Annotated in this window: 12 protein-coding genes and 1 pseudogene; 10 read left to right on the forward strand and 3 right to left on the reverse strand. The window is 71.0% G+C overall.

The window, feature by feature from the left end:
• Window positions 1-197 precede the first annotated feature (197 nt).
• The 3 genes and pseudogenes from ACFUJR_RS36345 to ACFUJR_RS36355 form a co-directional block, all read left to right on the forward strand.
• The gene (locus tag ACFUJR_RS36345; protein ID WP_383177471.1) at window positions 198-560 is read left to right on the forward strand and encodes a DUF6192 family protein; all 363 of its coding nucleotides are present in this window, start codon (window positions 198-200) and stop codon (window positions 558-560) included.
• A 3-nt stretch (window positions 561-563) separates the two neighbouring features.
• Complete coding sequence (locus ACFUJR_RS36350) at window positions 564-983, forward strand: hypothetical protein (protein WP_383177473.1); 420 nt, start codon at window positions 564-566, stop codon at window positions 981-983.
• A 32-nt stretch (window positions 984-1,015) separates the two neighbouring features.
• Window positions 1,016-1,913, forward strand: a pseudogene (locus tag ACFUJR_RS36355) (IS5 family transposase); the annotation flags it as partial.
• A 952-nt stretch (window positions 1,914-2,865) separates the two neighbouring features.
• On the opposite strand, the gene ACFUJR_RS36360 reads toward ACFUJR_RS36355, so the two are convergent.
• On the reverse strand, window positions 2,866-3,108 hold the full coding sequence (locus ACFUJR_RS36360) for a DUF397 domain-containing protein (RefSeq protein ID WP_383177476.1): 243 nt from the start codon (window positions 3,106-3,108) through the stop codon (window positions 2,866-2,868).
• A complete protein-coding gene (locus tag ACFUJR_RS36365; protein WP_383177478.1) occupies window positions 3,105-3,932 on the reverse strand; it encodes a Scr1 family TA system antitoxin-like transcriptional regulator in 828 nt (275 codons plus the stop codon). The genes ACFUJR_RS36360 and ACFUJR_RS36365 overlap by 4 nt, the downstream gene beginning before the upstream one ends.
• A 112-nt stretch (window positions 3,933-4,044) precedes the next feature.
• Between ACFUJR_RS36365 and ACFUJR_RS36370 the strand changes: the two genes are divergently transcribed.
• On the forward strand, window positions 4,045-4,473 hold the full coding sequence (locus ACFUJR_RS36370; protein WP_383177481.1) for an ATP-binding protein: 429 nt from the start codon (window positions 4,045-4,047) through the stop codon (window positions 4,471-4,473).
• On the opposite strand, the gene ACFUJR_RS36375 is transcribed toward ACFUJR_RS36370, so the two are convergent.
• Window positions 4,460-5,080, reverse strand: coding sequence for a TOPRIM nucleotidyl transferase/hydrolase domain-containing protein (locus tag ACFUJR_RS36375; RefSeq protein ID WP_383177484.1), 621 nt, complete (start codon window positions 5,078-5,080; stop codon window positions 4,460-4,462). The two genes, ACFUJR_RS36370 and ACFUJR_RS36375, sit on opposite strands and share 14 nt — an antisense overlap.
• A 214-nt stretch (window positions 5,081-5,294) precedes the next feature.
• Here ACFUJR_RS36375 and ACFUJR_RS36380 point away from each other — a divergent pair, with 214 nt between their 5' ends.
• The 6 genes from ACFUJR_RS36380 (at window position 5,295) to ACFUJR_RS36405 (ending at window position 14,546) form a co-directional block, all read left to right on the forward strand.
• Complete coding sequence (locus ACFUJR_RS36380) at window positions 5,295-7,373, forward strand: phosphocholine-specific phospholipase C (protein ID WP_383177486.1); 2,079 nt, start codon at window positions 5,295-5,297, stop codon at window positions 7,371-7,373.
• Window positions 7,374-7,670: 297 nt separating this feature from the next.
• Window positions 7,671-9,917 carry an MMPL family transporter gene (locus ACFUJR_RS36385; protein WP_383177488.1) on the forward strand — a complete coding sequence of 749 codons (2,247 nt, stop codon included), beginning with the start codon at window positions 7,671-7,673 and terminating at the stop codon, window positions 9,915-9,917.
• Window positions 9,895-10,461: a GNAT family N-acetyltransferase gene (locus ACFUJR_RS36390; RefSeq protein WP_383177491.1), complete on the forward strand. Its 567-nt coding sequence runs from the start codon at window positions 9,895-9,897 to the stop codon at window positions 10,459-10,461. The genes ACFUJR_RS36385 and ACFUJR_RS36390 overlap by 23 nt, the downstream gene beginning before the upstream one ends.
• Window positions 10,462-10,547: 86 nt before the next feature.
• Complete coding sequence (locus ACFUJR_RS36395; RefSeq protein WP_383177494.1) at window positions 10,548-11,126, forward strand: hypothetical protein; 579 nt, start codon at window positions 10,548-10,550, stop codon at window positions 11,124-11,126.
• A gap of 152 nt (window positions 11,127-11,278) precedes the next feature.
• Window positions 11,279-11,458: a hypothetical protein gene (locus tag ACFUJR_RS36400; protein WP_383177497.1), complete on the forward strand. Its 180-nt coding sequence runs from the start codon at window positions 11,279-11,281 to the stop codon at window positions 11,456-11,458.
• Between the two features lie 34 nt (window positions 11,459-11,492).
• Window positions 11,493-14,546, forward strand: a complete 3,054-nt coding sequence (locus tag ACFUJR_RS36405) for an AAA family ATPase (RefSeq protein ID WP_383177500.1) — start codon at window positions 11,493-11,495, stop codon at window positions 14,544-14,546.
• Window positions 14,547-14,634: the final 88 nt, after the last annotated feature.

Raw genomic sequence — 14,634 nt, forward strand, 5'->3', positions numbered from 1 at the left:
GGGGGGGGGGGGGGGGGGGTGGGGGGGGGGGGGGGGGGGGGGGGGGGGGGGGGGGGGGGGGGGGGGGGGGTCTGTTTGTACCGAGGGGTTTCGCCGACAGCGGTGTTCTGTTCGGGTAGGTGCAGGTCACGGCGGTGGCGGGTGCTGGATCAGGCCCGTCGGCGGGTGGCGGCGATGCAGCGGAGAGACAAAGCGGTGTGTCCGGTCTGCGGCCGTGGCTGGCCATGCGTGACGACGACACTCGCTTCACGGTCAACCGGGCCCAGTTCGACAACAGCGAGGAGGCCCGGGAGAGGATCCGGGACCGTGTCCCGGCGGTCCGCAGGATCGAGCACACCCTTGAGTACCTGGTTCTGGTCGGCTCCTGCCACAGTTACGTGGCCACTCTGGGACGGCTCGTCCCGCGGATGCGGGACCAGGAGTTCACCGACGAGGAGCGCGAGACGATGCGTCGGGGGATCGTCAAGGTCCGCGGCGCTGCGGACTGGCTGGAGGCGGCAATCGACACCGGTCGTTTCACGCTGGACGAGCAACTCGCCCAGCTCCTCAAAGGAGACTGAACCATGGCCGCCCGCCGGGGCCCCCAGGCCCGGCCGCTGAGCGAGCACTATGGCGACCTGGTCCGCGTCGCCCTGATGGAAGCCAGACCGGTCGGTCTGCAAAGCAGGCAGCTGGTCGCGGCCACCCGTCTCACTCCGTCTCAGGTCGCCCGCGGGATCCGTCACCTGCGCGATATCGGCGCCGCCGAGCACCTGACCCCGATCATCTGGTGCCGCAGGGACGGCTACCTGTTCTCGGACGAGCCCGCCGACTGGATCGAATACGAGAAGAAGCAGTTCCGTCTGGTGCTGGGCCGGCTCACCCGGCTGATCACGGGGACGCTCGACCCGCACCTGGCCCGTCATCCGGACGACGAATGGGTCCAGCTGGCATCCGCCCAGCTCACCGGTGTCCGCGCGACGCTGGCCCAGCTCACCAAATAGACCGAACCCGAACCCGGCCGGGGAACCCTGCGATGCCTCTGACGTACCGCCGACGCCGATACCCGTCCGACACCACGGTCGCCGAATGGGCGCTGCTCGAACCGCTGCTGCCCGTCCCGGCCTGCCGGACCAGGACCGGCGGGCGGCCGGAGAAGTGGCACCGCCGCGAGATCGTCGACGCCATCCGATAGCTCGTCGACAACGGCGTCAAATGGCGGGCCCTGCCCGCTGACTATCCGCCCTGGCAGACCGTTTACTACCACTTCGCCCGCTGGCACCGGGTCGGAGTCGTCCCGTTCCTGCGCGACCAGCTCCGACAGCGGATACGCACTGGCCAGGGGCGGTGCCCCTGGCCAGTCACCCTGATCGTCGACTCACAGTCCGTCAAGGGAGCCGAGACTGTTTCCAAAGCCACCCGCGGCTTCGACGCGGGGAAGAAGATCAACGGACGCAAAAGACACATCGCGGTCGACACCCTCGGGCTGCCGGTGATGATCACGGTGACACCCGCCAGCACAACCGGCCGCGACGCGGCCCGCGATCTGCTCTGGCGCCTGCGCCTCATGCAGCCCCAGATCACCCAGGTCTGGGCCGACTCCGCCTATGCCAGCCAGCTCATCAACTGGTCCGACGACTTCCTCCACATATCACTCAGGACGGTTTCCCGTCCCCGCGGGGCGAAAGGCTTCGTGGTCCTTCCCCGCCGCTGGAAAGTCGAGCGGACCCTGGGCTGGATCATGAAAGCCCGGCGCAACGTCCGCGACTACGAACGCCTCCCGCAACACTCCGAAGCCCACCTGACCTGGGCACTCATCACCGTCATGACCCGGCGCCTCGCACGCGGCGGCAAACCCCGCACCGACCGCTGGGACAAGACACCACGGAGCAGAAGCTGACCCCCGACCAGCGTTCTCGGACTCACAGACGGCCCGTCCTTACAGCTTTCCCGAGGAACGCCAGCCAAAGTTGCTGACCCCGGGGGGAGGGCCAGGCTTCGGGGCAGACTGCCGGGGTTCCAATACACGTAAGTGATCGAGGTTGTACCACCCTGCAGGCGAACCAAGAGGAACTAGCTCATACGTATCCGCAGGAGCAGGAACCGGCACGAGCTGATCAGCCACTGCACTCTCCACATCCATCAACACGCCCCTGTCCGACGGCAGTCAGCACAGGCCAAGGGCAGATCTCCAACCCACTTTGAGTACGAACGGGTACAGCTGACCGGTTCACCTGAACCGTCAAAACTTCGGAACTTGCCAGCCAGGGGCTGAAAAAGATCTCAACGGGGTCTCAGACACTCACTGACGGACATCACCTGCTCCCTGGAGGGGTAACAGACCGTGGCCATCCGGTCGAGGCGCCGCCGTCTCGCGGTCCCGCCCAGCTTGCGGACCACCTGGTCGAGGGCCTGGACCAGGTGCGGGAAGTCTTTGCACTCCGCCAGCACCGCCCGAGTGGGCAAGCGCCCCGACCAGCAGGTGAGCATGCTCGCCCACTCCCCACGACTCGGGCGTGTCCGGAAGCTCCAGCCAGTCGAAACTGGATCGCCTCGCCCTGCGGATGCGCGATCACCGCGAGGTTCCGGCCCGCCGCGGGTGACACGGCTCGCAGTGCGGCCGGACCTGGTAGCGGCGAAGCGCACGGGTGAAGGTCGAGTAACCGCCCTCATAGCCCAAGCCCCTGACCTCGTTGAACAGGGTCGAGGGCCCCACAGATGCGGATGATCCGCGAGCCGCTGCAGGCAGTACTGCAGGAGCGGCATGAAGGCGTCCGGGCTCTGACGGCGCTGGCCAGGAACTTGATCGCCGGACGCATGGCAGCACGCGGGAGGAGCTGCGGGCGCGGCTCCGTGTCGTCGCCCGTGAGGCCCACCGGGAGTGGCTCAAGAAGTCCGGCTGACGAACTTCCGCCACGCGGCGGGCGAGACGGTGAAGACCGGGCTGCCGTCGCCGAGCTTGGAGTCGCGGACGTGGACGGCGGCGGGGTGGGCGGCCACCTCGACGCAGTTGCCGCCCTCGCTGCCGCTGTAGCTCGACTTACGCCAGTCGTAGGCGACTTCGAGGCAGTTGCCGCCCTCGTCGCCGCTGTAGCTGGACTTGAACCACGAAAGTGCGCTTGCGTTCATGTCTCTCCCGCCAGACGTTCGAGCAGGCCCATGGTGTCCTCGGGCGTCAGGGCCTGTGACCGCAGCATTCCATACTTGGCCTGGAGGAGGCCGACCTCGTCGGGATCGTCGATGAGGAAGCTGACCCGCTGGCCCTCGATATAGGCGACGTGCTCGTGGTCGGGGGTTTCGATGAGCACCATGGGGCCGTTGAGTCCCGCGTGCCTCGTCCGGTTCTTCGGGATGATCTGAAGGGCGAGGAAGGGGAGTTCGGCCATTTCCCGCAGACGGAGGATCTGCTCCCGCAGCACGTCACGCCCGCCGATCGGCCGCTCCAGGATGGACTCGTCGAGGAGGAAGCACATCATCGGCGGCCAGGGCTTCTGCTCGAAGATCCGGTGCCGGTCGATGCGCGCCAGTAGCCGGTCCTCCGAATCCTGCGCGGTGATCGGGGGATAGAGACAGTCGAAGACGCCCCGGGCGTACGCCTCGGTCTGGAGCAGGCCTGGCACGACCTGGTTCTCGTACGAGAGCAGGCTCAGCGCCTCCGCCTCCAGTTCGATGAAGTCCTGCGCGAACGCCGGATACCGCTCCCGCTCGGGCACCTTCCGTACCGCCGCCGCCAACGCGCCCCTCGTGTCGAGCAGTTCGTCCAGCTCGGACGCCAGCTTCAGCCGCAGCGCCCGCCGGCCCTGCTCGATCGAGCCCAGCGTCTCCAGGCCCACGCAGACCTGGGTCGCGAGCTGGGGTTGTGTTATCCCCGCCTGCTGGCGGTAGAGCGCCACGAGGGCGCCGATCACTTCCCATGTGGGCGTCTTCTTCCTGGAGTTCGCTCGCCGTGGCATGTGCGGTGACTCCCCGTACCGTGCGCTCGCGATACCTCTCGGACCCGTACAGAAGATTTGTACGGGCGGTGGACCTGGGGCGCCCTCCGCCCCACCCGTCACAGTCGTCGCCATGACCGATCAAACCCCGCTGTTCAGAGAGGCGTTCTACCGTCGCGAACGCCGATCCGTCCCCCTGGCCCGCGACTTCACGCGCAGAGCTCTCGCCGACTGGGGGCTGCACGACGGTGCGGACGACGTACTCCTGTGCGTGAGCGAACTCGCCACCAACGCCCTCCTCCACGGCGTCCCACCGGGCCGGGGCTACCGGCTCCATCTCCACCTGGGGCGCCCCGGCCCCCTCCGTATCGAGGTCCACGACAGCGGCGACGGCACCCCGGCCGTACGGGAGCCCTCCTGCGGGGAATCCGGGCGCGGGCTGTTCCTCGTCTCGGCACTGGCCGACCGGTGGGGCGTGGGGGAGCGGCACCCCGGCAAGATCGTCTGGTGTGAGTTCCACCGGGTTCGCCGGGGCGTGGCCCCGGCGGTCACACGCTCCTGAGGAGGTCGTCGAGCGGGGCCGGGGCCCGGTCGGGGGCGAGGGCCTCGACCAGCAGGCTGCCGTAGCGGATCTTGCGGCCCTTCTTCGTGCCGAGGAAGCGCCGCAGCTGCCGATGGCGGGGCCGGCCGTGCTGGGCCGGCTGGCGCAGGAACGTCTGCCAGGCGCGCAGGTCGTCGTCCTGGGCCCGGACGATCTCCTCGACCCTCTGCGCGCCCAGGGTACGGATGAGTTCGTCCTCCAGGTCCGCCACGCACACGAAGATCCCGTCGCGCGGCGCCCCTGCCCGCTCCAGACCGCGGTCGTAGTACCGCTCCTCACGCTCGTCGCAGAGCCCTGTCAGGCGCAGACCGAGACCGGGCGGCCCGAGGAGGCCCGCGTAACGGCCCACGTTCATCGCCCCGCCCATCGACACCACGCACACGCCCTCGGCGGCGAGGTCCCGGCCACGCCGGGCGGCCAGCGTCTCGACGGCCGCGAGGTCGCTCGGTCCTTCCAGCAACACCGCCGTCCGCAGTCCCAGGTGTGCGGCCAGCTCCCGCGCAAGTCCGCCGCCACCGCTCGCCGCCCAGTCGCCGACCGCGTCCCGGAACGCCCACATGTCCGCCATGGAACGAGTCTGCACACCCGTCGCCCGGTGCGGCACCGAATTTCTCCGGGCTTGGACTCCTGTCGGCGGCTGTTGGACGTTCACCGCATGGCCCGCGTCGGGTCTTCCGTGTGTCACCCGGCCTCACTACCGTCCCCGGAGTACCACCCAATGGCTCGAAGACGAACCATTGGCCGTCGACTGGAGGTCGGTCTTGTCCCCCGAGAAGTCCAGGATGTCCCGCCGCAGGGTCCTCGCGCTGGGCGGAGGCGCGCTCGGCGCCGCCGCTGCGGGCTCGCTGCTCCCGCCGTCGCTCCAGGAGGCGATCGCCGCGGGACCGCCGGCCGGGGGTATGTCGGCCGTCCGCCACGTCGTGATCCTGATGCAGGAGAACCGTTCCTTCGATCACTACTTCGGCACCCTCCGTGGTGTCCGCGGCTTCGGCGACCGCAACGCGATCGAACTCCCCTCCGGTACGCCGGTGTTCGAGCAGCCCGCCGCGCTCGGCCGGACCGTGCTGCCGTTCCCGATCCGCGGCGCCGCCGAGACGCAGAAGAAGGACCTGCAGTACATCGGCGACCTCGACCACTCCTGGAGCGGCGGCGCCAAGGCCTGGCACGACGGCTGGATGGACGGCTGGGTCTCCGCCAAGACCGCCGCGACGATGGCGTACTACGACCGCCAGGACCTCCCGCTGCACTACGAACTCGCCGACACCTTCACCGTCTGCGACGCCTACCACTCGTCGACCCACACCTCGACGAGCCCCAACCGCAACCACCTCTGGTCCGGCTGGACCGGCTACGAGGCGGACGGCAGCCGCGCCGTCACCAACGCCGCGTACGCCGAAGGCACCCACCCCGGCTACCCCTGGCCCACCTACGCCGAGCGCCTCGAAGCGGCCGGGCGGACCTGGAAGACGTACACCGAGTGGGAGAACTTCACCGACAACAACATCGAGTTCTTCACCTCCTTCAAGAAGATCGCCCGCAAGGCCCTCGCGGCCACCGGCGGGCACACCTTCATGGAGTCCTTCTACGCCGCCGTGCGTGACGCCGGGGACCCCGCCGAGCGGGCCCGGCTCCTCGCCGCCCTCGAAGACGGCGTCGCCACGCTCACCGCCGCCGAGCGCTCGCTCTTCGAGCGCGGTCTGCGCCGCGTGGAGACCGGGAAGCTCGCCGACGCCTTCCGCGCCGACGTGGCCGCCGGGACGCTCCCGGAGGTCTCGTACCTCGTCCCGTCCGCGATCGACTCCGAGCACCCCGGCTCCTCCTCGCCGATCGCCTCGGCCTCGCTCGTCTACAAGGTGCTCGACGCCCTCGGCTCGCACCCGGACGTCTGGCGCCACACCGTCGTCCTGATCAACTACGACGAGAACGACGGTTTCTTCGACCACGTGCCGCCGCCCGTCCCGCCGGCCGACAACACCGACGAGCGCTGGAAGGGCCTGCCCACCGGCCTCGGCATCCGCGTCCCGCTGCTCGTCGTCTCGCCCTGGTCGGTCGGCGGCTACGTCTGCTCCGAGACCTTCGACCACACCTCCGTGATCCGGTTCCTGGAGCGGCTCACCGGCATCCGCGAGCCCAACATCACCCCCTGGCGGCGCGCCGTCACCGGCGACCTGACCTCGGCCTTCGACTTCCGGCGCGCGCACCGGCAGCCCGACGTCGAGGAGCCCGGCCCGATCCCGCCGTTCTCCGGCCGCTGGCGGCCGCAGCCCCCGGCCGTCCAGCAGATGCCGGTCCAGGAGCCGGGCACCCGCCCGGCCCGCCCGCTGCCCTACCAGCCGGACGCCCAGGCGCGCGTCGGCGGCGATGCGATCACCGTCGACCTGAAGAACAGCGGGAAGGCCTCCGCGCACTTCGCGTTGTACCCGTACGCCGGCGAGTTCGCCGTTCCCCAGCACCGGGACGTCAGGGGCAAGGCCCAGTGGGCCGTACCTCTCACGCGTGATCGTTACCGCTTCACGATCACCGGCCCGAACGGTTTCCGCCGCGAGTTCGAGGGCCCGGCCGCGGGCGGCGCCGACCTCGCCTCGCACATCGACCATCATGACCGTGACCTGCACCTCACCGTACGGAACACGGGCACCGCGCCGGTCTCCTTCACCGTCCGCCCGCTCGGCTACGTGGACCGCGACGACCTGCGCGACTGGACCCGTACCGTCACCGTCAAGCCCGGCCGGAGCCGTACCCTCGTGCATTCGGCGGCCGACGCGCACGGCTGGTACGACGTCGAGGTGACCGCTCCCGGCGGCTTCCGCCGGCGGCTCATGGGGCACATCGAGAACGGGCGGGCGAGCGTCTCCGGCTGACCGGCCGATCCCTCCGTACACGGCACGCCTCCGTACACGGCACGCCTCCGTACACGGCACGCCTCCGTACACGGCAGGCGTCCGTACACGGCACCCCCTTCGTACGCGGCACGCCTCCGTACGCGGCCCGCGCGGAGGCCCGGGACCAAGGGTCTGGGCTTCCGCGCACCCCTGTGAGTAACGACACGAAACGGACAAAGGATCTCTTAAGGCTGTAACAGTGGCCTTATCCAGGTCATGCGTTCTTTGCGGGCTGTTCCCCGGTAAAGATCCACGAACCACCAGGGAGCACGTCCTTTGGCAGCCATCGCACGGTGGTGCATCAAGCACCGCCTCGTCGCCGTTCTGCTCTGGCTCATCGCCCTCGGCGGAGCCGTCGCCGGAGCCTCGGCAGCGGGCTCGGCCTACTCCAACGACTACGAGGTCCCCGGTACCGAGTCGGGGCGTGCCACCGCCCTCCTCGAGAAGGGCTTCCCCGGCTCCGGCGGAGACGGCAACACGATCGTCTGGCACACCGACCAGGGCAGCGTCCGCGCCACCGGCGTCGAGCAGCGTATGACCGAGGTGCTCGACGAGGTCGCCGAGCTGCCCGGCATCGCGTCCGTGAGCTCGCCGTACGACGACGGCCCGGCCGCCCAGGCGCAGATCAGCGAGGACGGGCGGACCGCCTACGCCCCCGTGATCTTCGACGCGCAGGCGGACGACATCCCGAAGGCGCAGGCCCAGGCCCTGGTCGACACGGCCCGTGGGGCCGCCTCCGACCAGCTCCAGGTCGAGCTCGGCGGCAGCGCCGTCGCCCTCACCGAGGCCTCCGGCGGCCATGTCGCCGAGGCCGTCGGAGTCGTCGTCGCGGCCGTCGTCCTCTTCCTGGCCTTCGGCTCGCTCGCCGCCTCCGCACTCCCCATCGCCACCGCGCTCGTCAGCGTCGGCATCGCGTACTCCGGGATCGTGCTCCTCGGCCACGTCATGACCGTCGCCGACTTCGCCCCGATGCTGGGCATGCTCGTCGGCCTCGGCGTCGGCATCGACTACGCGCTCTTCATCGTCACGCGCCACCGCAAGGGGCTCAAACGCGGGCTCTCCGTCCCCGAATCCGCGCAGATCGCGGTGGCGACCACCGGCCGCGCCGTCGTCTTCGCCGGGGCGACCGTCTGCATCGCCCTCCTCGGGATGCTCATCCTGCGGCTCGGCTTCCTCAACGGCGTCGCCATCGCCGCCTCGCTGACCGTGGTCCTCACGGTCGCCGCGTCCATCACCCTGCTGCCCGCGCTGCTCTCCCTCATCGGGATGCGGGCGCTCTCCCGCCGCGAGCGCCGGCACCTCGCCGAGCACGGGCCGCAGCCCGAGCTGCCGACCGGCTTCGCGGCCCGCTGGTCCGCCTTCGTGGAGCGCCACCCCAAGCTGCTCGGGGCGGTCGCCGCGGTCGTCATGCTGGTCCTGGCGCTGCCGACCTTCTCCCTCCACCTCGGCACCTCCGACCAGGGCAACGGCCCCGCCACGGCGACCACCCGGCAGGCGTACGACCTGCTGGCCGAAGGCTTCGGGCCGGGCGTCAACGGGCCGCTGACCCTCGTCGCCGAGATCGACGGCGCCGACGACCGTGTCGCGATGAGCGAGCTGCCGGCCGAGCTGGCGCACACCCGCGGGGTCGACTCCGTCTCCCCGGTCGTCTACGGCAGCGGCGGTGACACCGCCGTCCTGACCGTCGTACCGGACTCCTCGCCGCAGTCGAAGGCCACGAGCGACCTCGTCGACCGGCTGCGCGCGGACGTGCTGCCTGCGGCCGAGCAGGGCACCTCGCTCGATGTCCACGTCGGTGGCGTCACCGCCTCCTACGACGACTTCGCCGAGATCATCGTCGGCAAGCTGCCGCTCTTCGTGGGCGTCGTCATCGCGCTCGGCTGTCTGCTGCTCCTGGTCGCCTTCCGGTCCCTCGGCATCCCGCTGAAGGCCGCGCTGATGAACGTCGCCGCCGTCGCCTCCGCCTTCGGCATCGTCGTCGCGATCTTCCAGTGGGGGTGGGGGAGCGAACTCCTCGGCCTCGGCAGCGCGGGCCCGATCGAACCCTTCCTGCCGGTCATCATGGTGTCGGTGCTCTTCGGGCTCTCCATGGACTACCAGGTCTTCCTGGTCAGCCGGATGTACGAGGAGTGGCTGGAGACCGGCGACAACCGGCGCGCGGTCCGGGTCGGGCTCGCCGAGACCAGCCGCGTGATCAACTCCGCGGCGGTCATCATGATCTCCGTCTTCCTCGCCTTCGTCCTCTCCGGCGACCGGGTCGTCGCGATGTTCGGCATCGCGCTCGCGGCGGCCGTCGCGCTGGACGCCTTCGTCCTGCGGACCCTGCTCGTACCGGCCCTGATGCACATGCTCGGCGGGGCGAACTGGTGGTTGCCACGCTGGCTCGACCGCCGGCTGCCCCGGATCAGCATCGAACCGCCGGAGTCCCGCGCCGCCGCCGACGCCCGTGCGAAGATCCCCGCACAGCGTGTGACGGTTTCGACTGCGGAGGACGACAACGGTGTTCGCGATATCGCTGGGTGACGACGGCGCCGAACTAAGGCCGCTGGAGCCCTCGTACGCCGAGGAGTTCCTCACCCACATGAACCGGGGTCGGGAGTACGTCGGGCAGCACATCGCCCTCGCCGACGTGGTGGCGGACCTCGACTCGGCCCGCTCCTTCCTCCAGGCGTACGCCGAGAAGGCCGCGAACGACGCGGGCCGGATCTACGGCATCTGGAGCGAGGGCACCCTCGTCGGCGGTGTGCTCTTCCGCGCGATGGACGTGAACCAGGGGACGGCCGAGGCCGGCTGCTGGCTGGAGCCGTCGGCCGTCGGCAGGGGCCTGGTCACGCGGGCCGCGCGGACGATCATCGACTGGGCGATCGGGGAACGCTCCATCCACCGCGTCGAGTGGCTGGTCTCCTCGAAGAACGAGAGCAGCATCGCGGTGGCCCGACGGCTCGGGATGACGCGGGACGGCGTTCTGCGCGAGAGCTACGCGTACCGGGGCAAGCGCCTCGACATGGAGGTCTGGTCGGTGCTCGCGCCGGAGTGGAAGGTCCTCAGGGCCGAGCAGGCGTCCTGAGGCCCCTTGTCCAAGGCTTTTCCTCGGGCTCTTCCTCAGGCTTTTCCTTAAGGCGCTTCTCATGCGCGGCACCTAGCGTGCGGTTCATGACTATCAAGACTGACGAGACGCCGGCGCCCGACGAGACGGCGGAGAAGGCCGGGAAGGCCGAGAAGGCCGAGAAGGGCGCTGAGACGGCGGCTGTCGAGTCCGTGGAGCCCGCGGAGGCACTGGACGAGCTGGACGAGCTCGACGACGACGAGGACGGCACCGAGGCCGAGCCGGCGTCCGACGAGGCCTTCGAGGAGGCATCCGGCGACGGCGTCGGCGCTGCCGCCGCGGCCGTCGTCTCGGCCGGCCTCGGGATCGCCGCCCTGACCGGCACCTGGGTGGGCAAGGTCGTCAGCGAGCGCGAGACCCTCATCGGGCAGATCAAGGCACAGGGCGGCACCGCCGCCCAGCAGATCAACGAGATCTACGCCGACGCCTGGCACAGCACCGCACTGGTCAACGGCGTATTCGCGTTCCTCGCCCTCGTCGTCGCCGTGCTCGTCCTGGTCCGCCCGCAGCGCCCCGGCTGGGTCCGTGCCGTGGCCCTTGCCGGCGCCGTCCTGGGCGCGATCGGCCTGTTCCTGTCGGCGGGGATGCACTTCGACCTGTTCCTGAACCTCCCGACCGCGCCCTGAGGCACTCCTGAGGCGCCCCCTAAGGCACCCCTGCGGCACTCCTAAGGCCCCCCGTACGCCGAACATGCGGCACTCGCCCGATGTGGCCGCACCCCCTGGGAGACGAGAGTCGAGGTATCGCAAGGAGCGATACCGACACCAGGGAGACCGAGATGTTCGCGTACGAACTGCACCGCATGCACCACTCCGAGCTCATTCGTGAGGCCGCCGCCCAGCGCCTGTCCCGCCAGGCCGTCAAGGCGCGGCGGGCCGCGAAGGCCGAGCGGTCCGGCACCCACGAAACCGAGGGGCGGGTGGGCGCCGAGCCCGGCCGCTTCGTCCGGGCCGCGTGAACCCCACATGGTCCGGACGTCGGACGTCTGTGCGATGCTCGGCGCAGTGGAGACCAGGTCAGTCAGCCCCGTGTTCGTCGGCCGGGCCGGTGAACTCACCGCCCTCACCGACGCTTTCGTCCGCGCCGCCGACGGAGAGCCCCAGGCTCTGCTCGTCGGCGGCGAGGCGGGTGTGGGCAAGACGCGGCTCATCGAGGAGTTCGTGGCCACGGCCCACGACCGCGGCGCCTACGTCGCCGTCGGGGGCTGTGTCGAGATCGGCGCGGACGGACTTCCGTTCGCGCCCTTCTCCACGGCCCTGCGCGCCCTGAGCCGCCGGCTCCCGGACGAACTGGCCGCCGCCGCGGCCGGCCAGGAGGGCGAACTCGCCCGGCTCCTCCCCGAACTCGGCGACGTCGGCAGCCACGAGCCCTCCCACGAGAACTCCACGGCGCGCCTCTTCGAACTGACCGTACGGCTCCTGGAGCGCCTCGCCGCCGACCGCACGATCGTGCTCGTCCTGGAGGACCTGCACTGGGCCGACGCCTCCACCCGGCACCTCCTCGCCTATCTCCTGCGCACCCTGCGCCGCGGCAGGATCGTCGTCGTCGCCACCTACCGCTCCGACGACATCCACCGCCGCCACCCGATGCGCCCCCTCCTCGCCGAACTCGACCGGCTGCGGACCATCCGGCGCATCGAACTCGCCCGCTTCACCCGCGCCGAGGTGCGCCGCCAGCTCACCGGCATCCTCGCCGCCGAACCCGACGCCGCCCTCGTCGACGGGGTCTTCGACCGCTCCGACGGCAACGCCTTCTTCGTCGAGGAGCTCGTCGTCTCCCACGAGTCCGGCTGCGCCCCCGGCTCCCTCAGCGAGTCCCTGCGCGACCTGCTGCTCGTCCGGGTCGAGGCGCTTCCCGAGGACGCCCAGCGCGTCTCCCGGCTCGTCGCCGAGGGCGGCTCGACCGTCGAGTACGCCCTGCTCGCCGCCGTCGCCCGGCTCTCCGAGGACGAACTCATCGAGGCGCTCAGGGCAGCCGTCGGCGCCAACATCCTGCTCGCCGTCCCGGACGGCGACGGCTACCGCTTCCGCCACTCCCTGGTCCGCGAGGCAGTCAGCGACGACCTGCTGCCCGGCGAACGCTCCCGCCTCAACCGGCGCTACGCCGAGGCCCTGGAGGCGGATCCCTCCCTCGTCCGCGCCGACGAGCGCGCGACCCGGTCCGCCACCTACTGGTATCGCGCCCACGACCCCGCCAAGGCGCTGCCGGCCGTGCTCCGCGCCTCCGTCGAGACCCGCAAGCGTTACGCCTACGCCGAGCAACTCCGGCTCCTCGAAAGGGCCATGGAGCTCTGGGACGAGGTCCCCGACGAGGTGCGCCGCTCCCTGCGGCCGATGGACTACGCCGAGGCGTACCCGCCGTGCGGCTGTGACCCCGAGACCACCCCGCTGCGCTATCTCGACCTGCTCGCCGAGGCGGCGTGCGCCGCTCGCCTGTGCGGAGAGCGCGAACGCGCCCTGAAGATCGGCAAGATGGCGCTGCGGCTCCTCGAAGGGGACGAGGCCGAGGAGCGCGACCCGCTGCGGGCCGCCTGGTTCTGGACCGAGCGCTCCCGCATCGTCTCCGGACTCGGGCGCTCCGACGGCTGGGCCGAGATCGCGACCGCCCAGGAACTCGTCAAGGGTCTGCCCCCGTCCAGTGTGCACGCGCGCGTGCTCGTCGTGGCCGCGGGCTGGGGCATGCTCCACCAGCCCGGCCCCGAGAGCCTCACCGCCGCCGAACGGGCCGTCGAGTACGCCCGTCTCGTCAAGGACGAGTCCATCGAGCTCTCCGCCCGCCTCACCCTCGGCACCCTCCAGGTCGGTGCCGGCGACCGCGAGCTCGGGCTGGCCACCATGTACGAGGTGCGTGACCGCACCCGCGCACTCGGCCTCCACCACGAGGCCTCCCGCGCCTATGTCAACCTCTCCCATTCCCTGGAGAACCTCGGCCGCTCCCGGGAGGCCGTCCAGGTCGCCGAGGAGGGCATCCGGCTCACCAGGGACCACGGGCTCCTCGACAGCGAGGGCTGGATCCGCTCCAACCTGGCCGAGTCGCAGCTCTCGCTCGGGCTCTGGTGCGAGGCACAGCGCAACTGCGAGTGGCTGGAGCGGGCCGGGACCCGGTCCAAGCCACGCGGCTCCGTGGCGCTGCGTCTCGCCCAACTGGCCATCGTCCGGGGCGAGCCGACCACCGCCGTCACCCAGCTCGCCGTCGCACGCGAGTACTTCGGCGAGGCCGACCCGATGCCCCAGTACGTCATCCCCACCCGGATGGCCGAGCTGAGCCTCGCCGCCGTCACCGGACGGATCCAGGACGTACGGACCGTGCTCGCCGCCGCCGTCGAGGCCGGTTTCCCGCCCGGCACCCACCGCGAGGCCTGGCCACTGCTCCTCGCCGCCGCCTCCGCGGAGGCCGACGCCCTCGGCCTGCCCGCCGCCGAGGAGGGCCGTGCCGAGACGCTCGCCCTGCTCCGCCGCTGCGCCCGGGAGACGGCGACCCCGGCACCCGTCTGGGAGGCGTACGCCCTGCACACCTCCGCGGAGCTGGACCGCGCCGAGGGCCGCAACCCGGTCGACCGCTGGGCGGAGACCGTCGCCGCCCACGAGCCACTGGAGCGGCCCTACCTGCTGGCCCAAGCCCGGCACCGCCTCGCCGACGCACTCCTCGCCGAGGGCGGCCGACGCGACGAGGCCGCCGCGTTGCTCCGTGAGGCCCACGCCACGGCCGTCCGCCTCGGCGCGCACCCGCTCCGCGAGGACGTCGAGCTGCTGGCCGCCCGCGCCCGTCTCCCGCTGACCTCGCCCGACCCCGCCCCCGAACCCGGACCGATCGACGACGCCTTCGGCCTGACCCCCCGTGAGCAGGACGTCCTGCGCCTGGTCGCCGCGGGCCGTACCAACCGCCAGATCGCCGAGGAGCTCTTCATCTCCCCGAAGACGGCGAGCGTCCATGTCTCCAACATCCTGGCCAAGCTGGGCGTCTCCGGCCGAGGCGAGGCCGCCGCCCTGGCCCACCGTCTCCGCCTCCTGGAGCCGACGCCACACGAGGCCTCGCCGACCGTCTAGGCCCGGACTTCGCACATGGTGTTTCAGGTGTCCAGCCAGCGGGGGCGGGTTTCGTCGATGCCGAGTAGTGCGAGGAGGTGGGCTTGAA

Origin of the sequence: Streptomyces sp. NPDC057271, assembly GCF_042668715.1 — a bacterium.
GTDB lineage: Bacteria > Actinomycetota > Actinomycetes > Streptomycetales > Streptomycetaceae > Streptomyces.

What these genes read in the sequence shown, in the direction of transcription:
- ACFUJR_RS36405 (WP_383177500.1), top strand. Translation starts at nt 11,493, where the DNA reads ATGCTCGGCGCAGTGGAGACCAGGTCAGTCAGCCCCGTGTTCGTCGGC.
- ACFUJR_RS36365 (WP_383177478.1), bottom strand. Translation starts at nt 3,932, where the DNA reads ATGCCACGGCGAGCGAACTCCAGGAAGAAGACGCCCACATGGGAAGTG.
- ACFUJR_RS36395 (WP_383177494.1), top strand. Translation starts at nt 10,548, where the DNA reads ATGACTATCAAGACTGACGAGACGCCGGCGCCCGACGAGACGGCGGAG.
- ACFUJR_RS36400 (WP_383177497.1), top strand. Translation starts at nt 11,279, where the DNA reads ATGTTCGCGTACGAACTGCACCGCATGCACCACTCCGAGCTCATTCGT.
- ACFUJR_RS36380 (WP_383177486.1), top strand. Translation starts at nt 5,295, where the DNA reads ATGTCCCGCCGCAGGGTCCTCGCGCTGGGCGGAGGCGCGCTCGGCGCC.
- ACFUJR_RS36350 (WP_383177473.1), top strand. Translation starts at nt 564, where the DNA reads ATGGCCGCCCGCCGGGGCCCCCAGGCCCGGCCGCTGAGCGAGCACTAT.
- ACFUJR_RS36370 (WP_383177481.1), top strand. Translation starts at nt 4,045, where the DNA reads ATGACCGATCAAACCCCGCTGTTCAGAGAGGCGTTCTACCGTCGCGAA.
- ACFUJR_RS36375 (WP_383177484.1), bottom strand. Translation starts at nt 5,080, where the DNA reads ATGGCGGACATGTGGGCGTTCCGGGACGCGGTCGGCGACTGGGCGGCG.
- ACFUJR_RS36360 (WP_383177476.1), bottom strand. Translation starts at nt 3,108, where the DNA reads ATGAACGCAAGCGCACTTTCGTGGTTCAAGTCCAGCTACAGCGGCGAC.